The organism is Actinospineispora eucalypti, from assembly GCF_039543365.1.
Classification (GTDB): domain Bacteria; phylum Actinomycetota; class Actinomycetes; order Mycobacteriales; family Pseudonocardiaceae; genus Pseudonocardia; species Pseudonocardia eucalypti.
Window position 1 is genome coordinate 100,964 of record NZ_BAABJP010000036.1, and the last position, 19,772, is coordinate 120,735.

Here is a 19,772-nt window from a genome sequence, read left to right on the forward strand (position 1 = left end):
CCAGTCGGCGGGAGTGAGCACGTGGCCAGGTGGTTGTGCGGGTCGCTGGCCCTCGCGCTGCTGCTCGGCACCCTGGTCGGCCCGGTCGGCGAGTACTCCGAGCGGCTGTTCTGGGTGCACATGGTGCGCCACCTGGCCCTGATCATGCTGGTGCCGGTGCTCCTGGTCTGGGCGCGCCCGCCGCTGCCGCACCGGTCGCCGGGCGGGCCGGTCGTGGCCCTGGCCGGCTACACCGCCACGGTGGTACTCACCCACCTCACCGGGTTCCAGCAGGCGTCACTGGCCAGCGGCTGGGTGCGCGCCGGCGAGCTGGCGTTGTACCTGGTGGTGGGCTGGTGGTACTTCCGGCCGCTGGTGGACCTGCGCCCCGGGTTGCCCCACCTGCTGCGGTTCCTGCTGCTCGCCGCCGGCATGGGCGCGGACACGCTCACCGGGCTGGTGCTGATGCTCAGCCGCACCCCGCTCGCCCCGGGTTACGGCGGCGCCGACGTGCTGGCCGACCAGCAGGCCGCCGGCGCGATCATGTGGTTCGGCGGCGACCTGCTGATGATGCTGCTCATGATCGTCGTCGGCGTCCGGTGGAGCCGGGCCGCGCCGGACGACCAGGGCCTCGGCCGCTGGCTCGAGTCCGCCCGGCGGGACGCCCTGCTCGGCCCCGGCGGCGCGGCCGAGCACGGCGTCGACCAGGACGTCGACCAGGACGTCGACCAGGACGAGGCCGCGCTGGCCGCCTACAACGCCCGGCTGGCCGCGCTGGCCGGCCAGGCCCCCGCACCGCTCCCCGGAAAGTTCCCCGAAAGGCGAAGGTGACCCCGCTGAGCACCATCACCCCAATCCCGACGCGCCGGTTCGAGATCGCCGTCGGCGGCATGACCTGCGCCGCCTGCGCGGCCCGGGTGGAACGCCGGCTGAACAAGCTCGACGGCGTGCGCGCCGAGGTCAACTACGCCACCGAACGGGCCGAGGTGAGCTGTCCGGCGGACACCGACCCGCGCGAGCTGATCGAGGCGGTGCACCGGGCCGGCTACCGCGCCCGCCGGGTGGACGACCTGGACGACGACGCCCCCGGCACCGACGAGGGCGAGCAGCACCGCCGGGTCACCGACCTGCGGCGCCGGCTGGCCGTGGCGGCGGTGCTGGCGGTGCCGCTGTGCGACCTCTCGCTGGCCCTGTCCCTGTTCCCCGAACTGCGCTTCCCCGGCTGGCAGTGGGTGTGCCTGCTGCTGGCCGCGCCGGTGATGGGGTGGAGCGCGCTGCCGTTCCACCGGGCGGCGCTGGCCGGGGCGCGGCACGGCCGGACGTCCATGGACACGCTGGTGTCCGGCGGCGTGCTGGCCTCCTCGACCTGGTCGCTGTGGGTGATCGCGGACAGCCTGTTCCGGGCGGCGCCGGTGGCGCCCGGGCTGGGCCAGGGGCTTTCGCTCGGCGCGGGCGGCAGTCACGCGCTCTACCTGGACGTGGCGGCCGGCGTCACCACGTTCGTGCTGGCCGGGCGGTACTTCGAGGCCCGGGCCAAGCGGTCGGCCGGCGCCGCCATGCGGGCGCTGCTGGCGCTGGGCGCCAAGGATGCGCTGGTGCGCCGCGACGGCGAGGCGCACCGCGTGCCGGTGGCCGAACTGCTGGTCGACGACGTCTTCCAGGTCCGGCCGGGCGAGCGGATCGCGGCGGACGCGGTCGTCGAGGAGGGCCGCTCGGCGGTGGACGTGAGCACCCTCACCGGCGAGCCGATGCCGCGCGAGGTCGGCCCCGGGGACGAGGTGGCCGGCGGCTCGGTGAACATCGGCGGGCGGCTGCGGCTGCGCGCGGTCCGAGTGGGCGCGGACGCTCAGCTGGCCCGGATGGTCCGCCTGGTGCGGGACGCGCAACGCGGCAAGGCCGGCGCGCAGCGGCTGGCCGACCGGATCTCCTCGGTGTTCGTGCCGGTGGTGCTGCTGCTGGCCGCCGGTACCGCGCTGGGCTGGCTGGTTGCCGGGCAGCCGGTGGAGCAGGCGCTGACCGTCGGGGTGGCGGTGCTGGTGGTGGCCTGCCCGTGCGCGCTGGGCCTGGCCACCCCGACCGCGCTGCTGGTGGGCACCGGCCGGGGCGCGCAGCTCGGGGTGTTCATCAAGGGGCCGGCCGCGCTGGAGGCCACCCGGGCGGTGGACACCGTGCTGCTGGACAAGACCGGCACCCTCACCGAGGGCCGGATGAGCCTGGTCGCCGCCCGGCCGGCCGAAGGCGTGACCCGGGCGGAGCTGCTCGCGGCGGCCGGCGCGGTGGAGGCCGCCTCGGAGCACCCGGTCGCCGCCCCGATCGTCGCGGCGGCACGATCCGAGCCGCACGGGCGCACCTCGGCGGCGCATTCCGAGCTGGGCGGGCCCGCCGAGCCGCGCGGGCTGACCGAGGTGGCCGACTTCGTCGCGCTGCCGGGCCTCGGCGCCTCGGGGGTGGTGGCCGGCCGGCCGGTACTGGTCGGGCGGGCGCGGCTGATGCGCGAGCGGGGCATCCCGGTACCGGCCGAGCTGGAGGCGGAGCGGCTGGACCGGGAGCGGGGTGGGGCCACCGTGGTGTTCGTAGCCCGAGCCGGCGGGGTGCTCGGGCTGCTCGCGGTGGCCGACACCCTGCGCCCCGGCGCCCCGGACGCGGTGGCCGCGCTGCGGGCGCTCGGCCTGCACCCGGTGCTGGTCACCGGGGACAACGCGGGGACCGCGCACGCGGTGGCCGAGGCGGTCGGCATCGACGAGGTGGTCGCCGAGTGCCTGCCGGAGGACAAGGTGGCGGTGTTGCGGCGGCTGCGGGCCGAGGGGCACTCGGTGGCCATGGTGGGTGATGGCGTGAACGACGCCGCCGCGCTGGCCAGCGCCGACCTCGGCCTGGCCATCGGCCGGGGCACCGATGTGGCGATCGAGGCGGCGGACATCGTGCTGGCCCGGGAGGACCTGCTGGTGGTGGCCGAGGCGGTGCAGCTGGCCCGGCGCACCCACCGCACCATCAGGGTGAACCTGGCCTGGGCGTTCGGCTACAACGTGGCCGCGCTGCCGCTGGCGATGGCCGGCCTGGTCAGCCCGCTGGTCGCGGCGGCCGCGATGGCCCTGTCCTCGGTGTTCGTGGTGTCGCACAGCCTGCGGTTGCGCGGCTTCCGCCCGCGCGTGTCGTGAACCGGGGGCTGGTGATCGGTCTGGTCGGCGCGGCGGCGCTGACCGGCGGGCTGCTCGGCGGGTTCGCGCCGAGCCCGGCCGAGGGCTACGGGCTGCCGCCGTCCGGGACGGTGGTGGACGCCGGGCTGCCGGCCATGCGGGTGCTCGCGCTGGGCGCCTGCGCGTTCGCGGTGGGGTGGCTGCTGGCGGCGGTGCGCGCGCCGGCCGGGCGCGACGGGTTGCTCTCCCCCGCCGGGTACGCCGGGCTGACCGAGGTGCGCCGCTGGTCGCTGGTCCAGGCCGGCGCGTCGCTGGCGGTGGCCGGGCTGACCGTGGCGGAGAACAGCGGCTCCGTCACCCTGTCCACGCTGTTCGTCGGCGTGCGCTACATCGAACCGGCCACCGGGTGGCTGCTCTGCGCGCTGGTCGCCGCCGGGGTGGCCGGCGCGGCCGGCTGGGTGCTGACCTGGCGCGCGGCGGTCGGGTTGCTGCTGGTCGCGCTGGGCGGGCCGCTCTGCGCGGCGCTCACCGCCACCACCAACGCGCAGCGCTCGCACGACATCGCCGGCGACGCCCTGGCTGCGCAGACGCTCGCGCTGGTCTTCCTCCTGGGCGCCGCGCTGGCCGGGCACCGGGCCCGCTGGTGCCTGCCGGTGGCGACGGCGGGGGCGGTGGTGGCGGCCGCCTACGCGGTACCGGCCGGGAAACTGCTCGACACCGGGTACGGCCAACTCACCCTGGCCGGCCTGGTCCTGCTCGCTCTGACCGCCGTGACCGCCCTCCCCCGACCGCGGCACAAGTTGACGCAGAGCCTGGCTCTGCCGGCATTTTCACTCGCGCTGCTGTGCGTGCACACCGCGCTGACCAGGGTGGCCGCACCGGCGGACCAGGGCTACCAGGCCAGCAAGCACGTCTACCTGGTCGGTTATGACCTGCCCGACCGCATGACCTGGGCCGATCTGGCGCTGCGCTGGCGGCCGGACCTGGTGTTCGGCTCGCTGGCCGTGGTGGCGGCGGTGCTCTACGTGGCCGGGGTGCGCCGGCTGCGCCGGCGCCGCGAGCCCTGGCCGAGGCGCTACACGCTGGCCTGGCTCTCCGGCTGTGCGGTGCTGCTGGTCGCCACCTCCTCCGGGGTCGGCCGCTACGCGCCCGGGGTGTTCAGCGTGCACATGGGGCAACACATGCTGCTGGCCGGGCTGGCCCCGGCGCTGCTGGTGCTCGGGCACGGCGGCACGCTCGCGCGGCGGGCGAGCAGACCAACGACGGCGGACCGGCTGCGCGCGCTGCTGGACGCCCGGACGGTCCGGCTGGCCGGGCATCCGCTGGTGGCCTGGCTGGCGGTGGCCGGCACGCTGTTCGGCGTCTACCCGACCGGCCTGTTCGAGGCCTGGCAGCAGGAGCACTGGGCCCACCTGGTGATGAACGCCGCCTTCTTCCTCACCGGGCTGGCCCTGATGCGCGTGGTGCTGGGCCGGGACGCCTCGCTGCCGCCGATCGGGCGGCTGGTGATGGTGTTCGCGGTGATGGCGCTGCACGCCGGGTTCGCCGCCTGGCTGCTCGGTCTGGGTCATCCGGTCGGCGAGGTGTTCTACCGGTCGCTGGCCGTGCCGTTCGTGCCCGACCCGCTGGCCGACCAGCGCCTCGGCGCACTGCTGTCCTGGGTGCTCGGCGAGGTGCCGGTCATCCTCGCGGTGCTCGCTCTGGTGCGGCGGTGGGCGGTGGACGACGAGCGCGCGCCGTGTGAGCAGCCTCACGTATTCACTCTTTCGGGAACCCCGAGGGCGGCCGAGCTGACTGGACGCTTGTGATCCCATCACTTTGGTTGAGTTTCGCGCTCACCGCCCTGTTCGCGGTGACCGGCGGCTACGCGCTGCTACGCTGGGCGTCGCTGCGCGCCGGCGTGGCCACCCACCACGGCGACCAGGTCGCCGAGTTGGGCCACCTGGTCATGAGCGCGGCGATGATCGCCATGGTCTGGGCGTACGGCGGGCCGACCGGCGACGTGGCCCAGATCGTGCTGTTCGGCCTGCTCGGCCTGTACTTCCTCGCCCGGCGCCTGGGTGACCGGCGCGCAACGCACCCCGGCTGTCCGGCTTCCGAACAGCATCTGCTCATGTCGGTGGCGATGGTCTGGATGGTGGCCGGCATGCCGCTGCTGATGGGTGGCGGCACCGGTTCGGCCGGGGGCGGCGGGCACCACCACGGCGGCGCCGCCGAGACCGCCGAGGCGGTGCCGGCGCCGAGCGCGCCGACCCCCGGGTGGGCGTTCTGGCTGACCGTTCTGTTCATCGTCGCCCTCGCCGCGTCCGGCCTGTTCTGGACGCGCCGCGCGCTGACCGCTTCCCGGGACGGCGAGCCCGGAGACGACGAGCGCCGGAGCCTCGTGCTGGTCGGGGCTCCGGGCGGCACCTCGGTGGCGACCCGCCCCCGAACCCTCCGCCTGCTCGGCCCGCGCGCCGATGCGGTCTGCCACCTGGGGATGAGCCTCGGCATGGCCGTCATGTTCCTGACCATGCTCTGACCCGCTCTGACCCCGCTCGACCCGCGAGGAGCCACCGTGTCCGACACCACCCTCCCCCCGCCCACGCTGGAGCAGAAGCCGGAGACGACCCGGGCCACCGGCCTGCGCCGCTGGTGGCGGCTCGAGCTGCAGCCGCTGCTGCGCCGGGTGCACTTCCGCGCCGGGCTGCTGGTCGCGCCGTTCCTGTTCGTGGCCGCGTTCACCGGCCTGCTGTACACGCTCACCCCGCAGCTCGAGCCGCTGGTGCACCGCGAGCAGCTGCGGGTCACCGTGCCGCCGGGCGGCGCCCCGCTGCCGCTGTCCCAGCAGGTCGCGTCGGCGCTGCCACAGATCCCGGGCGGACGGATCAGTGAGATCCGGCCGGCCGCCGCGCCGGACGGCAGCACCCGGGTCACCTTCGCCGCGCCCGACCTGCCCGACACCTGGACGCGCACGGTGTTCGTCGACCCGTACACCGCGCGCCCGCTGGGCACCCTGGTGACCTACGGGGAGTGGCTGCCGGTGCGCGCCTGGTTCGACGAGCTGCACCGCACGCTGATGCTCGGCGAGGTCGGCCGGGTCTACTCCGAGCTGGCCGCCAGCTGGCTGTGGGTGCTGACGCTCAGCGGGCTGGGCATCTGGCTGCTCCGCCGCCGGCGGGACCGCAAGCTGCGCCGGGTGATCGCCCCGGACTTCGGCGCCAGCGGCCGGGTGCGGCTGCGCTCCTGGCACGGCTCGGTCGGCGTGTGGGTGGCGCTGGTGCTGCTCTTCCTCTCCGCCACCGGGTTGACCTGGTCGAAGTTCGCCGGGACCAACGTGGACACGCTGCGCACCGAGCTGAGCTGGACCACCCCGTCGGTGCACACCACGCTGGCCACCCCGGCCGCCCCGACCCCGCCGGACGTACCGGCCACCGCCGAGCGGGTGCTCGGGGTGGCCCGGGCACACGGGCTGACCGACCCGGTGGAGATCACCCCACCGAGCAAGCCGGGCAAGGCCTGGGTGGTACAGCAGAACCAGCGCTCCTGGCCGTCCAAGCAGGACTCGCTGGCCATCGACCCGGCCACCGGCACCGTGGTGGACCAGCTGCGGTTCGCCGACTGGCCGCTGGCCGCCAAGCTGGCCCGCTGGGGCATCGACGCGCACATGGGGATCCTGTTCGGACTGGCCAACCAGATCGCGCTCGCCCTGGTCGCGGTCGGCCAGCTCAGCATGATCGTCTGGGGCTTCCGGATGTGGTGGCGGCGCCGGCCGGCCAACACCGACCCGCCGGCCAGCATGAGCGCGCTGGTCACGGTAGGCGCGGCGGCCGTGCTCATCGGGTTCTTCCTGCCGGTTTTCGGCGCGTCGCTGCTGCTGTTCCTGCTCGTCGACGCGCTGCGCGGCAGGCGGGAGTGGGCAACGGCACCCTCGTAACCTGTCGGACCCGCCGCGTAAGGTCTAGCGCGTGATCGACGACGCCTCGCTCACCGAGCTGGCGCTGCGCGCCCGCCACGGCGACCGGCAGGCCGCCACGCTGTTCGTCCGGCACACCCAGCAACAGGTGTGGCGGATGCTGGTGGCGCTGTCCGACCGCACGGTGGCCGAGGACCTCACCCAGGAGACCTACGCGCGGGCGTTCCGCGCGCTGCCCGGGTTCCGCGCCGAGTCGTCGGTGCGCGCCTGGCTGCTCTCCATCGGCCGCCGGGTCGCCGCCGACCATCTGCGCGCCGCGCGGTCCCGCCCGCGCATCGACCCGGACGTCACGGTCGAGGAGGCCAGCGCAACCCAGGCCCCGGGAAGGGACGTGGCCGAGGCCGTGGCGCTGCGGGCGGTGCTCGCCCAGCTGGACCCGGACCGGCGGCTGGCCTTCCTGCTCACCCAGACCCTGGGCCTGAGCTACCACGAGGCGGCCGAGGTCTGTGGCTGCCCGATCGGCACCATCCGGTCCCGGGTGGCCCGGGCACGGGGCGATCTGATCGGCTACCTGGCCGAGCGGGAACCAACCGAACAGCGCAACCGACTTGATGGACATGGGCTGTCCTAGCTGCCGCGAGTTGCTCTCCGCCGACCTCGACGGCGAGGTCGATCCCTCGGCCGACCTGTCGGCGGCGCGCGCCCACCTGGCCGAATGCCCGGACTGCGCGCGCTGGTACGCCTCCGCCGCCGAGATCAACCGCCTGCTGCGCACCGAGCTGGCCGACCCGGCCCCGGGCCTGGACGACGACCGCATGGCCCAACTGCTGGCCGAGCTGCCCAAACCGCCGTCCGCGCGGCGCCGGGTGCTGCACGCGGCCGCCCGGTGGGCACTGGCCGGCGTGGGCATCACCCAGACCGTGCTCGCCGCCCTCGCCTTCCTGCTGCCCGCCGAGCACGCCCACCACGGCACCGGGCCGGCCCTGCTCGGCGCGGACATGGCGCACCTGGCCAACGAGTCCTCGGCGTGGAACCTGGCGCTCGGCGTGAGCTTCGTGGTCGGCGCGGTGTGGATCCGGCACCTGGCCGGGTTGCTGCCGGCGCTGGGATGCTTCGCGCTGCTGCTGGCCGTGGTCAGCGCGCTGGACCTGGCCAGCGGGAACGTGCACGCCGGACGGGTGGTCGCCCACCTGCTGGTGCTCGCCGGCCTGGGCCTGATCGCGCTGATCGTGACCACCTCGGCCCCCGACCGCCGGCCAGCACCGACCAGGCACGGCGTGAACCCGCCGGAGCCGACACTCGGGATCGCGTCGGAGGGACCGACGTTTACCCTCGGCAAACGGCGCCCCGACCCGGCCGCCCGACACCAGGCCGCTTAGTTGGGGGCGGCGGGGTCAACTCGGCTGCTCGGGTTTCCGTAGCCGCCATGGGTGCAGACGCTTCGTCCAGGCTCCGCTGGGTCCGCGTCGGAGGGTGGTGGGCCGGGTCGGAGGTAGCAGCCGGGTAGGCGGTTTGGGCACGGCGAGTAGTTCGACGCGAACCCAGCGTTCCCGAATGGGAGTCACCCGTACCTCGCCGAGGTGCATATCGCGGGCGATCTGGGGTGCCGCCGCTTGGAGATGCTCGGGCCGTTGGCCGGTTCGTAGCTGAACGATCATGACGGTGGGATGGCCCAAGGTCACTTGGCCGATTGCCGGGATGGCCCGGGTCCAGCCACTCACGGTGGGGATCCACTGGCATACCTCGGAAACCTCGCAGGCCTCGCGCCACAGCTGTCGAATCTCGCGGATTCGCCAGTGATCGACGTCCTCGGAGCCATCAGGCCCGGGCCAGCCGCGGGGCAGGTTGTCGAGCGCCATCACGCACCTCCGGGTTGGGCCGCTGTGACCCTGACAGGGTGTGTCGAGGCATCCAGCGGTTTCGGTGATCGGTGGGTAGCCCAGGCCCGGGCGGTTCGTCGCGCGAGGTGGGTCCGTGCACGCTGCTGGTCGTGGTGCGACCGGTTGAGCAAAAGCGACAGGCTGACTTCGTAGGGTAGGAAGAGGTAGGGAGAAGGCGAGCTTCCGCAACGGTGCCGATCGTGGGCCGGTGCAGCCTCGGGCACAGCGCGGCCCACGATCGGGTGGCTGTTCGGAGAGTCGTACTCGCAGTTCAGATGATGCGTAGGCGGGTCGCGAACGCTTCTCGACGGGAATGCGGTAGCGTTCCGGTTAGCGCTCATGACAACCCCTACGTAACGGGTGCCTACCATGACCGAACCTGACATACCTACGCGTGGGATTGTCCCCTACCCACGTAGGGTAGGGGAAGAGGTAGGGATCAGGGCCGCAGAGCGGATCCCGGCCGAGCTGCGGCGGTTGCGCGCGCTGAAGGGGGTCAGCCAGAAGGCTGTGGCTGAGGTGCTCGACGTGCGACGGCCCACCGTGGCGCAGTGGGAGAGTGGCCGGTTTCTGCCATCGGTTGCCAAGCTTCAGCAACTTGACGAGTACCTTGGCGCCGGTGGCGCGCTGGTCGCGCTTCGCGGTCCGGCCCGGGCCGGACCCGTGGCGGGCTCACCTGCGCATCCGCCCGCTCAAGGACCGACCCTTGCTGGGGTGTTCGACGGCGTCGCGGACCGGCTCGTCGAGGGCGTCGTTCACGACCCGGATGATCCGAGCTGTCTGGGATGGGCGCACGAACTCGGTCCGGGCGGGCGGCCGACCCCGTGGAGCACAGCGCTGGGCGTGCGCGCGTTGCTGCTTCTCGATCGCGCTGACGTTGATCTGTCCGCGATGGCGCGAACGCTGGGCCGACGGCAGCGCCATGGTGGTTGGTCGAATCGGACGATTGATCTGCCGAGGCCCGAAGTCACCGCCGTCGTCCTTGCCACCTTGCACCGGATCGGGGATGGAGGCGCTGACCTGGACGAAGCCTGGACCCGATTGACCGACTTGATCACGCCGGAGGATCAGAACCGTCCCTTTGTACTGAGCACGGTCCTGGAAAACGTCGCCCAGATCCGGCCAGGTTCACCGCTGGTCGAAGAGTTGGTGCATCGTCTGTTGGCGGCCAGGATCGACTTTCGGGGGACGCGGGCATGGGCATCGATCGGGGACCAGGAGCCCGACCTGGTCGAACCGTCCGCCGCGCATACGGCTCGCGCGATTGTTGCCCTGCGCAGCGTGTCAGCCTCGCTCGACAGACCGGAAGTTGCCGACGCGATCGCCGAGGCAATGGAGTGGCTGGCCACGAACCGCAACGACGACGGGGTGACAGAGATCCTCCGCGCCGACCCCGAGCATCGAGCGTGGGATGTGCCGGTGGACCACTTCACATCCGCGCATGTCGTGCGCGCCCTTACCGACGCGCCTGTAGATCATCAACGCCTGGCAGCAGCTCTAGCGACCCTCTGGTCGTCTTACGTCCCGACCGAACGACTGTGGGTATGGAAGCACGACGGGCGCCTGGCCGTGTGGATAAACCACGACGCCATTGTCGCTCTCCGATCCGCGGCGTTCGCCGGGTTCCCCTCTCCCCACCACCCCGAGAATCCCGAGAGCGGAGAAAGCGGTGTCCGCACCCACGGTGGTCCTACCCAACCACCTGCCACAGCACCTGCTCAGTAACTGGTCGCGCAACGCCCCGCGTAAGACAGCGGAACTGTCCAACGGGCTGGAGGAATTGCTCGCCGATCGGCAGGCATTGAGTGCCTGGCTGAGCTGGATTGCCAACGACTCCACGCAACGTGCGCAAGTAGCGCGAGCGTCGTACTGGCATGTCAACGGATTCGCGAAATTGGTGCTATACAACACCGCGCACGTTCGAATCCGTCTTCATATATGGCCGGCCGGCGACGAGCGCCTAGGCGAGTCCGACCCACATAGCCACCGCTGGTCCTTCGCATCGACCGTCCTCACCGGAGACGGGCTGGCGATCAGCGAGCAGCGAGAGGCAGCGATCGGTGTAGCGCATACGCGTTACATCTATGACGGCCGGCAACTCGTCACCGACGGGTGCGCGCAACTGTGCGATGCCGGCAGCTATGTCCTGACGGAGGGCGATCGTTACATCACTCAGACCAGGACGGTTCATACCGTCAAACCGCTGGGACGAGATCTCGTCGCCACGCTTCTCGTCCAAGGGCCACACACAAGCTCCGCAACGCTCGTCTACCGCCCGCTCGGGACGCCATTGCCGAACGAGACCACCAATCCGATGGAGGGCCAGGAAGTCCGTCGCCTGATCACGGAGGTAAACAGCCGTCTCGCCGCGGAGGAACTATCGCGATGAGCACGCCGACCAAAGACGTTGACCTTGCGCTACGCCGGCTCAGCGATCTTGGTGAACGCCGAATCGTGAAAGATGTCCTCGAACCGCGCTACCGCTCGGTGTCCGGCTTCGGTGACGACTGCGCGCCGTTCGGGTCCGAGCACGTCATCACCACGGACTCGTGCTCGCGCGCTCTGGTCGCGAGTCTCGGGATGGACGATCTCGTCCACACCGGCTGGCTACTGGCAACAATGAACCTCTCCGACCTCGCCGCGGCGGGGGCGGAGCCGGACGCCCTGGTCGTGAACTACACGCTGCCCAGGGAAACCCCGGTCAGCAACCTGGTTCGAATTATGGATGGTGTCGACGCTTGCGCCGCCACACATGGCACGCGGGTGGTCGGCGGCGATCTCGGGGAAGGCAGTGAGCTTCGGTTGTGCGCGACCGCTGTCGGGCATTGTCCGCCTCGGCTTACCCCGGCTGGCTCCGTTGCCACTCGTCTGAGCCGACGCGGGGCGGGCCACAGCGATCGCCTTCTCCTCATCGGTTCCCCCGGCTATCTCTGGGCCGCCGCCTTGCTCTACCACGGCTACGCGGAGATCGGTGAAGATCGGGAGACGGTCTACGCCAAAGCCCGCGAGCCCGTTGCCCAGCTGAAAGCCGGGCGCATGCTCGCCGAACACGGGCTGGCACGAGCCGCCACCGATGTCTCGGACGGCCTTTTCGCCAGCGTTCGCAACCTATGCCATACCAACGCTCTCGGCGCGATTGTGTCTCGGGGAATCCAGCTCGACGAGGTGCTCATGGAGGTCTGCCGTCAAGCCGAAGTTGAACCATTCGGACTCGGACAGATCTGGGGCGATTGGTCTTTGGTAGTGGCCGTCGCCGAGGAAGATGCCGCCGCCGCTCTCGAACTACTGGACGACGCGAAACTGCCCGCACGTGATATCGGATTCCTGACCCAGGCGACCACCCAATTGTGGTTGACAGATGATGACGGACAATTTGAGTCATGGAACGGTGTGGATCAGGAGCGCTTTTCCGACACATCATGGCGGGGCGACGGGATCGAGGCGCGACTTCGACAGCTGCGGGCACGAACACGGAACTGAGCTAGCCGCCGGCGGCTTCGCTGGTCGCCGGCTCGATCATGCTCCAGAGTGTGAGTCGTGATCGTCCGGACGACGGCCGAGGGGGCAACCATGGAGACCGAACCACCGAACCGGCGACGGGTGCTGCTCGGCGCCGGCGTGGGCATGGCCGCGCTGGCGCTGGCCCCGGCCTGCGCGACCGCCACACCGACCGCACCGGCCGCGCCACCCAGGGACACCTTCCGGGTGCCCGCCCAACCGCGCCCGGCTCCGCCGGAACGCCCGTTCACCGGCTACACCTATGAGTGGCTGACGGCCGACCCGGCCGCCGTCGGCGCCTCGGTGGCGCCCCAGCCGCCGCTGCCCAACCTGGTGGACCCGCAACAGATGCCACCGGTGGACGAACCGGTGGACGAGCCGATGGTCCCGGTGTTCGACCGGGCCATCCAGCTGACCGGGGCCTACTGGCACGCCGGCTGGCCCGAGGCGGTGCCCGGCACCTACCTGCGCGCCGAGGTGGCCCGCCGGCTGGTCGGCGTGGCGGCCGAACTGCCCGAGCCGTTCGGGCTGGCGGTGCTGGACGGCTGGCGGTCGCTGGCCCTCCAACGGCAGATCTTCCACGCCGCCTACCAGGATCCGGCGCTGCCGCCGGGTTTCGTCAGCGAACCGAGCAGCGACCCGCGCACCCCGCCCCCGCACCCGGCCGGCGGAGCGGTGGACGTGACCCTGACCTACCAGCACCGGCCGCTGGCCCTGGGCACGCTGTTCGACGCGTTCGTGCCGGCGGCGGCCGCCGCCGCGTTCGAGGGCATCGAAGGCCCGGTGCGCGAGCTGCGCCGGCTGCTCACCCACCGGATGCTGGCCGCCGGGTTCGTCGCCTACCCGGCCGAGTGGTGGCACTTCGAGTACGGCACCCGGCGGTGGGCGGCCCTCACCGGCCAACGCCCTCGCTACGCGGAGGCACACGCCATCACGACGTAACCGGGGCAGGCTCCGGCAGGAGGTTCCCGCGCCCGGCGGGCACTCAGCCGGGCGGAGCGGTAACCGCCGCCCGGCCGGCCTCCAGCCGGGCCACCGGAACCCGGTACGGCGAGCAGGACACGTAGTCCAACCCGACCTGGTGGAAGAAGTGGATGGACTCCGGGTCGCCGCCGTGCTCGCCGCAGATGCCCAGCTTCAGGTCCGGCTTGGTGGCCCGGCCCTCCTCGGCGGCGATCCGTACCAGCCGGCCGACGCCGTCCGCGTCGATGGTCTCGAACGGCGACACGGTGAACACGCCCTTGTCCAGGTACGCGGCGAACAGCGTCGCCTCCACGTCGTCCCGGGAGAACGCCCAGGTGGTCTGCGTGAGGTCGTTGGTGCCGAAGGAGAAGAAGTCGGCCGCGTCGGCGATCCGGTGCGCGGTGAGCGCGGCCCGGGGCAGCTCGATCATGGTGCCGATCTTGATGCGCAGGTCGCCCAGCCCGGCCTCGGCGGCGATCTCCTCGATCAGCGCGTCCGCCTCGTCCCGGACCAGGTGCAGCTCCATCACCGAACCGATCAGCGGCACCATGATCTCCACGTTCGGCGACCGCCCCTGCCGGCGCAGCTCGCAGGTGGCTTCCACGATGGCCCGCACCTGCAGCAGGAACAGGCCGGGCGTGACCAGGCCCAGCCGCACCCCGCGCAGCCCCAGCATCGGGTTCGACTCGTGCAGCCTCTCCACCGCCGTGAGCAGCCGCTCGTCCTCCGGGTTCGCCTCGCCCTTGGCCCGCGCGGTGGCCACCCGGACGGCCAGCTCGGTGCGGTCGGGCAGGAACTCGTGCAGCGGCGGGTCCAGCAGCCGGATGGTGACCGGCAGCCCGTCCATCGCGTCGAGCAGCGCGGTGAAGTCCTCGCGCTGCGGCGGCAGCAGGGCGTCCAGCGCGGCGTTCCGGTCCTCCGGGGTGTCGGCCAGGATGACCCGTTCGATCATGGTCCGCCGCTCGCCGAGGAACATGTGCTCGGTCCGGCACAGCCCGATGCCCTGCGCGCCGAGGGTCCGGGCGCGGGTGGCGTCCTCGGCGGTGTCCGCGTTGGCCCGCACACCCAGCCGGCGCCGCTGGTCGGCGTGCCGGAGCAGCCGGTCCACCGCCTGCACCAGTTGGACCGTCTCCTGGTCCACGCCGTCGCACGCCGCGTCCAGGCCCTCCTCGATGTAGGTCTCCACCGGCGACGGGACCACCGGCACCTGGCCCAGGAAGACCTGCCCGGTGGAGCCGTCGATGCTGATCCAGTCGCCCTCGCCGACGGTCTGCCCGGCGACCCGGATCGCCTTGCCCCGCTCGTCGATGTCCAGCTCCTCGGCACCGCACACACAGGTCTTGCCCATGCCCCGGGCCACCACGGCGGCGTGGCTGGTCTTGCCGCCCCGCGCGGTGAGGATGCCGTTCGCGGCGATCATGCCGGCCAGGTCGTCCGGGTTGGTCTCCTTGCGCACCAGCACCACCTGCTCGCCGCGCCCGGCCCAGGCCACGGCGGCCGGCGAGTCGAACACCACCCGCCCGACCGCCGCACCGGGGGACGCGGCCATCCCGGCGGTCACCGGGTCGCCGTTGCCGGACGGGTCGAACCGGGGGAACATCAGCTGCGCCAGCTGCGACCCGGACACCCGGGAGAGCGCCTCGTCCAGCGTGATCATCTGCTCGTCCACCAGCTGCGCGGCGATCCGGAATGCCGCGGCGGCGGTCCGCTTGCCCACCCGGGTCTGCAGCATCCACAGCTTGCCGCGCTCGATGGTGAACTCGATGTCGCACAGGTCGCGGTAGTGGGTCTCCAGCCGCCGCATGACCTTCATCAGCTGTTTGTGCGAGGACTTGTCCAGCTCGGCCAGGTCGTCCAGCGAGAGGGTGTTGCGGATGCCGGCGACCACGTCCTCGCCCTGCGCGTTGGCCAGGTAGTCGCCGTAGGCGCCGGCCCGGCCGGTGGCCGGGTCACGGGTGAACGCCACGCCGGTGCCGCTGGACTCGCCCAGGTTGCCGAACACCATGGTGCACACGTTCACCGCGGTGCCCAGGTTCTGCGGGATCCGCTCGCGCCGCCGGTAGAGCCGGGCGCGCTCGGTGTTCCACGACTTGAACACCGCCCGGATCGCCAGGTCCAGCTGCTCCCTCGGGTGCTGCGGGAAGTCCGCGCCGGAGTGCGTGCGCACCGCGTCCTTGAACGCCTGCACCAGCCCCTTCAGGTCGTCCGTGTCCAGGTCGACGTCACTGGTCACGCCCTTGGCCGACTTGAGCTTGTCCATCTCGTCGGAGAAGACCTCGCCGGGGATGTCCAGCACCGTCTTGCCGAACATCTGCAGCAGCCGCCGGTAGGAGTCCCAGGCGAACCGCTCGTCCCCGCTGGCCTCGGCGAGGCCCTTCACGCTGGCGTCGTTCAGGCCCACGTTCAGGACGGTCTCCATCATGCCGGGCATGGAGAACTTCGCCCCGGAACGCACGCTGACCAGCAGCGGGTCGTGCCGGTCGCCGAGCTGGCGGCCGAGCCGGTCCTCCAACTGGCGCAGCGCGGTGGTCGCCTGGACCCGCAGCTCACCGGGCTCGACGCCGAGCCGCAGGTACTCCCGGCAGGCCTCGGTGGTGATGGTGAAACCCGGCGGTACCGGCAGCCCGAGCTTGGTCATCTCCGCCAGGTTGGCCCCCTTGCCGCCCAGCAGGTCCTTCTGGTCCTTGTCGCCCTGGCTGAAGTCGTAGACGTACTGGGTCACGGCCCCGCTCCTGTCCCCGTCCGGCGGTGGCGCCGGCCCGCTCACCAGAAGTTAAGCGACCGGCCACCCGCCGGACACTACCTCGGTCGAGCCTGATCGGTGTCTCCATCGGTTCAGTGAAGCGGACGCACGTCCAGTTCGTGGTTATGCTGGCGGACGTGCGGGTTCCCCTGGCCGATCCGGCGCCCCGCCCCGAACGGGCGGACGCCGCGCGCAACCGCGCGCGCGTGCTGGCCGCCGCCGAGCGGCTGTTCGCCGAGCACGGGGCGACCCGGGTGAGCATGGAGGACGTCGCGCGGTCCGCCGGCGTGGGCAAGGGCACGCTGTACCGGCGCTATCCGGACCGGGCCGCGCTGGCCGTCGCCCTGATCGACCGGCACGAGCGCGAGCTGCAACAACGCCTGCTCTCGGGGCCGCCGCCGCTCGGCCCCGGGGCGTCGCCGGCGGAGCGGCTGGACGCGTTCTACGCCGCCATGCTGGACCTGGTGGACCGGCACTTGCACCTGGCCCTGGCCGCCGAGACCGGGGCCGCCCGGTTCCGCACCGGCGCCTACGCGTTCTGGCGGGCGCACCTGCTGGTGCTGCTGCGCGCAGCGCGGGTGCCGGACCCGCACGGCGCGCTCGCCGAGTCGCTGCTCGCCCCGCTGGCCGGCGAGTTCTACGCCCACCTGCGCGAGGGCGGCCTGACCAAACCGCAGGTACTGGCCGCCCTGCACGAACTGTCCCACCGCGTCATGCACCAACCCCAGTGAGGAGCCCGACCATGGCCGACCTGCACTTCTACTTCGACCCGACCTGCCCGTTCGCCTGGCTGACCAGCAAGTGGGTGCGGATCGTGCAGGCGCAACGGAACTACACCGTCGACTGGCGGTTCATCTCGTTGCGCCTGCTCAACTCGCACATCGACTACGACACGCACTTCCCGCCGGAGTACGAGGCCGGCCACACCGCCGGGCTGCGCCTGCTCCGGGTGGCCGCGCGCACCCGCGCCGAACAGGGCCGCGACGCCGTGGCCACGCTGTACGCGGTGCTCGGCGAGCACGTCTTCGAGCGCGAGCTCGTGGCCGACGACGCCGCCGCGGTCGGCCGGCGCGGCACGCCCGAGTTCGTCCTGCCGGTGCTCGCCGAGGCCGGGCTGCCGGCGTCCCTGGCCGGTGCGCTGGACGAACCGTCCTGGGACGCGGAGATCCAGGCCGAGACCGACGAAGCCCTCGCCCTCACCGGCAAGGACGTCGGAACCCCGATCCTGCACTTCGAACCGCCCGAGGGCATGGCCCTGTTCGGCCCGGTGATCAGCCGGATGCCCGACGAGCGGTCGGCCGCCGAACTGTGGGACCACGTCGTCGCCCTGGCCCGCTTCCCCGGCTTCGCCGAGCTCAAGCGCAGCCTGCGCGAAATGCCCCAGCTACCGGCGTTCGGGGTGGCACCCGACGAGGTCGGCGTCCAGCAGGACTGGCACGCCGGCAGCCGCCGCCTGAAGAAGTAAGAGCGTCAGTCGAGGACGGCGGTGGCCTCCACCTCCACCAGGTGCTCGGGCATGTACAGCGCCGTGACGCCGATCAGCGTGGCCGGCGGCACCGGGGCGATCCCCAGCTTCGCGGCCGCCCGCGCGACGCCCTCACCGAACGCCGCCCCCTTGTCGGGCGTCCAGTCGACGACGTAGGCGGTGAGCTTCACGACGTCCGCGAAGGTGGCGCCCACACCGGCCAGCGCGATAGCCACGTTGAGGTAGCACTGCTCGATCTGCGCGACCAGGTCGCCCTCGCCGACCGTCTTCCCCTCGGCGTCCCAGGAGACCTGGCCGGCGAGGTGCACCAGCCTCGACCCGGTCGCCACGGACACCTGCCGATACGCGTCGATCTTCGGCAACCCGTCGGGGTTCACCAGGGTGACTGCCATACCGCCTCCTTGTTGGTAGAGGCCCATCCTGCGCGGCACCCCCGACAGTTCTGGTCAGCGCGCGACCCGGGGCGGGTTGGGCAGGCCCAGGGCGGCGTTGAGGCGATAGGCGCCGCCGGCGCCGTGGAACACCGCCATGGCCAGCGCGCCGATGCCGGCTCCGGCCAGCCCCGCCCAGAAATGGCCCGGCAGCTCCGCCCAGTAGCCGAGAAGCACCGCGATCACCAGGCCGAGCACTCCGGCCACGGCATTGCGCAGCGGCGAGTTGCCCCACACGTTCGGGAACGGCTCCCCGACCACTCCTTTGACGAAATGCGGAACGGCGTTCACGCCCATCGCCCCGGCCAGCACCGACAACAGGAACGGCTGCCACATGGCGATCAACCAATCGATTTCAGTCAACAGGTGTAGACCGAAAGCTAGCACCGCCGAACAACCCAGTCAACGACCGTAGACTGAGAAGATGACCTCCCGCCCGAGCCGCCGCGTCGAGCAACGCCGCGACACCCAGGCCCGCATCCTGGACTCGGCCCGGCGTCTGTTCGCCGAGGTCGGCTACGACCGGGCCACGATCCGGGCCATCGCGGCCGGGGCGGAGACCGACCCCGGCCTGGTGATGCGCTACTTCGGCTCCAAGGACAACCTGTTCGCCCAGGTCTCCGACTACGGCGGCGAGGAGCCGGTCACCGGCCCACCCGAGCGGGCCGCCGAGCTCCTACTGGCCGCGTTGGAGCGGAAGCTCGCCGAGGAGCCGGTCGACGCGCTGGCCGCGGTCCGGTCCATGTTCACCCACCCGGAGGCCGCCGGCGAGGTCCGCGCCGCGATGATCTCCCAGCAGCGCCAGGCCGGCCAGCACCTGGCCGCCGAAGACGCCGAGGACGCCGACCTGCGCGCCGGCCTCATCGGCGCCCTGACCATCGGCACGGTGATCGGCCGGTACCTGCTCCAGCTCGACGGCCTGCGCGACGCCCCGCCGGAACGCATCACCGCGCTGCTGCGGAACGCCTTCCACGATCTCGCCCATGGGGCGCCGCGACCCGAGCCTCACGGGGCACAGTAGACGCTCGGCAGCTGGCCGGTGACCCGGCGGAACGCCTCGGCGAAGGCCCCGGGCTTGCGGTAGCCCACCGCGCGCGCCGTCGCCCGGACGGGGACACCGTCCGCGAGATGGGTGAGCGCGGCTCGGATGCGGGCGTGCGTGCGCCACTGCGCGAACGTCATCCCGGTCTCGGCCTGGAACAGCCGCGTCACCGTGCGCACGCTGGTGGCGACGTGGTCGGCCCACGCGGCGAGGTCGCGGCCGTCGGCCGGATCGGCGAGCAGGGCTTCGGTGATGTCCCGCAGGCGCGGGTCGGCCGGGATCGGGAGCTGGAACGTCGTACTGGGAACGGGTTCCAGCAGCTCCACCAGGAGCGCCTCGGCCCGGGCGCGGGCCCGGTTCGGGTTCCGGTCGAGGTGCACGATCAGCTCCCGTACCAGCGGAGTCACCAGCACACCGGTCGGCTCGGTCCACGGGGCCTGGCCACCCCGGGCGCTCAAGATCACCCCGTAGCCGAGGCCGCCGCGCACCACCGCCACGGCGTGCGGGACCCCGGCGGGCATCCACAGTGCGTGGGTCGGGGGCACCAGCCAGTCCCGGTCCGCGGTGCGGTGGGTGACGGTGGCCGTCTCGGACCAGCTCAGCAGGTGGAAGTCGTGCACGTGCAGGCCGAAGGCGAAACCGCGGTCGAACTCGGTCCGCGCGGTCGCCAGCACCGTACCCAGCACGCCATCCTCCGATCATGGCCAGATCACGGCAT

At 72.3% G+C, this 19,772-nt stretch carries 18 protein-coding genes; 14 read left to right on the forward strand and 4 right to left on the reverse strand.

The window, feature by feature from the left end; all coding sequences use genetic code 11:
- The first annotated feature begins 21 nt into the window (after positions 1-21).
- From ABEB12_RS28760 to ABEB12_RS28810, 11 genes are all read left to right on the forward strand, one after another.
- On the forward strand, positions 22-810 hold the full coding sequence (locus ABEB12_RS28760; protein WP_185060508.1) for a cytochrome c oxidase assembly protein: 789 nt from the start codon (positions 22-24) through the stop codon (positions 808-810).
- Positions 807-3,137, forward strand: coding sequence for a heavy metal translocating P-type ATPase (locus ABEB12_RS28765; RefSeq protein ID WP_345703226.1), 2,331 nt, complete (start codon positions 807-809; stop codon positions 3,135-3,137). Before ABEB12_RS28760 ends, ABEB12_RS28765 begins: the two co-directional genes overlap by 4 nt.
- Positions 3,134-4,924 (forward strand): cytochrome c oxidase assembly protein, encoded by a 1,791-nt coding sequence (locus ABEB12_RS28770; RefSeq protein ID WP_185060507.1) that lies wholly within the window; start codon positions 3,134-3,136, stop codon positions 4,922-4,924. Before ABEB12_RS28765 ends, ABEB12_RS28770 begins: the two co-directional genes overlap by 4 nt.
- Before the next feature lie 14 nt (positions 4,925-4,938).
- Positions 4,939-5,637, forward strand: coding sequence for a DUF5134 domain-containing protein (locus ABEB12_RS28775; RefSeq protein WP_185060506.1), 699 nt, complete (start codon positions 4,939-4,941; stop codon positions 5,635-5,637).
- Positions 5,638-5,673: 36 nt separating this feature from the next.
- Positions 5,674-7,032: a PepSY domain-containing protein gene (locus ABEB12_RS28780; protein ID WP_221497663.1), complete on the forward strand. Its 1,359-nt coding sequence runs from the start codon at positions 5,674-5,676 to the stop codon at positions 7,030-7,032.
- Positions 7,033-7,066: 34 nt separating this feature from the next.
- The gene (locus tag ABEB12_RS28785) at positions 7,067-7,642 is read left to right on the forward strand and encodes a sigma-70 family RNA polymerase sigma factor (protein WP_345703237.1); all 576 of its coding nucleotides are present in this window, start codon (positions 7,067-7,069) and stop codon (positions 7,640-7,642) included.
- A gap of 10 nt (positions 7,643-7,652) precedes the next feature.
- The gene (locus tag ABEB12_RS28790) at positions 7,653-8,390 is read left to right on the forward strand and encodes a zf-HC2 domain-containing protein (protein WP_185060504.1); all 738 of its coding nucleotides are present in this window, start codon (positions 7,653-7,655) and stop codon (positions 8,388-8,390) included.
- An 870-nt stretch (positions 8,391-9,260) separates the two neighbouring features.
- The gene (locus ABEB12_RS28795) at positions 9,261-10,616 is read left to right on the forward strand and encodes a helix-turn-helix domain-containing protein (RefSeq protein ID WP_345703227.1); all 1,356 of its coding nucleotides are present in this window, start codon (positions 9,261-9,263) and stop codon (positions 10,614-10,616) included.
- A complete protein-coding gene (locus ABEB12_RS28800; protein ID WP_185060502.1) occupies positions 10,561-11,280 on the forward strand; it encodes a hypothetical protein in 720 nt (239 codons plus the stop codon). Before ABEB12_RS28795 ends, ABEB12_RS28800 begins: the two co-directional genes overlap by 56 nt.
- Positions 11,277-12,371, forward strand: a complete 1,095-nt coding sequence (locus tag ABEB12_RS28805) for an AIR synthase related protein (RefSeq protein ID WP_185060501.1) — start codon at positions 11,277-11,279, stop codon at positions 12,369-12,371. Before ABEB12_RS28800 ends, ABEB12_RS28805 begins: the two co-directional genes overlap by 4 nt.
- Before the next feature lie 57 nt (positions 12,372-12,428).
- Positions 12,429-13,331 carry a M15 family metallopeptidase gene (locus tag ABEB12_RS28810; RefSeq protein WP_185060500.1) on the forward strand — a complete coding sequence of 301 codons (903 nt, stop codon included), beginning with the start codon at positions 12,429-12,431 and terminating at the stop codon, positions 13,329-13,331.
- A 43-nt stretch (positions 13,332-13,374) separates the two neighbouring features.
- Here ABEB12_RS28810 and ppdK read toward each other — a convergent pair whose 3' ends face one another.
- Entirely contained in the window at positions 13,375-16,074 is a 2,700-nt protein-coding gene (ppdK, locus tag ABEB12_RS28815) for a pyruvate, phosphate dikinase (protein WP_185060499.1), read from the reverse strand.
- A 158-nt stretch (positions 16,075-16,232) separates the two neighbouring features.
- Between ppdK and ABEB12_RS28820 the strand changes: the two genes are divergently transcribed.
- Together ABEB12_RS28820 and ABEB12_RS28825 are read left to right on the forward strand one after the other, a co-directional pair.
- On the forward strand, positions 16,233-16,826 hold the full coding sequence (locus tag ABEB12_RS28820) for a TetR/AcrR family transcriptional regulator (RefSeq protein ID WP_345703228.1): 594 nt from the start codon (positions 16,233-16,235) through the stop codon (positions 16,824-16,826).
- Between the two features lie 11 nt (positions 16,827-16,837).
- On the forward strand, positions 16,838-17,560 hold the full coding sequence (locus ABEB12_RS28825; protein WP_185060498.1) for a mycothiol-dependent nitroreductase Rv2466c family protein: 723 nt from the start codon (positions 16,838-16,840) through the stop codon (positions 17,558-17,560).
- Positions 17,561-17,565: 5 nt separating this feature from the next.
- Here ABEB12_RS28825 and ABEB12_RS28830 read toward each other — a convergent pair whose 3' ends face one another.
- Both ABEB12_RS28830 and ABEB12_RS28835 read right to left on the reverse strand, forming a co-directional pair.
- Positions 17,566-17,973 (reverse strand): Rid family hydrolase, encoded by a 408-nt coding sequence (locus tag ABEB12_RS28830; RefSeq protein WP_185060497.1) that lies wholly within the window; start codon positions 17,971-17,973, stop codon positions 17,566-17,568.
- Positions 17,974-18,027: 54 nt separating this feature from the next.
- Positions 18,028-18,375, reverse strand: a complete 348-nt coding sequence (locus tag ABEB12_RS28835; RefSeq protein WP_221497662.1) for a hypothetical protein — start codon at positions 18,373-18,375, stop codon at positions 18,028-18,030.
- A 61-nt stretch (positions 18,376-18,436) separates the two neighbouring features.
- On the opposite strand from ABEB12_RS28835, the gene ABEB12_RS28840 reads away from it, so the two are divergent.
- Entirely contained in the window at positions 18,437-19,033 is a 597-nt protein-coding gene (locus tag ABEB12_RS28840) for a TetR family transcriptional regulator (protein WP_185060496.1), read from the forward strand.
- On the opposite strand, the gene ABEB12_RS28845 is transcribed toward ABEB12_RS28840, so the two are convergent.
- The gene (locus tag ABEB12_RS28845; protein ID WP_185060495.1) at positions 19,018-19,740 is read right to left on the reverse strand and encodes a helix-turn-helix domain-containing protein; all 723 of its coding nucleotides are present in this window, start codon (positions 19,738-19,740) and stop codon (positions 19,018-19,020) included. The genes ABEB12_RS28840 and ABEB12_RS28845 overlap by 16 nt on opposite strands.
- Positions 19,741-19,772: the final 32 nt, after the last annotated feature.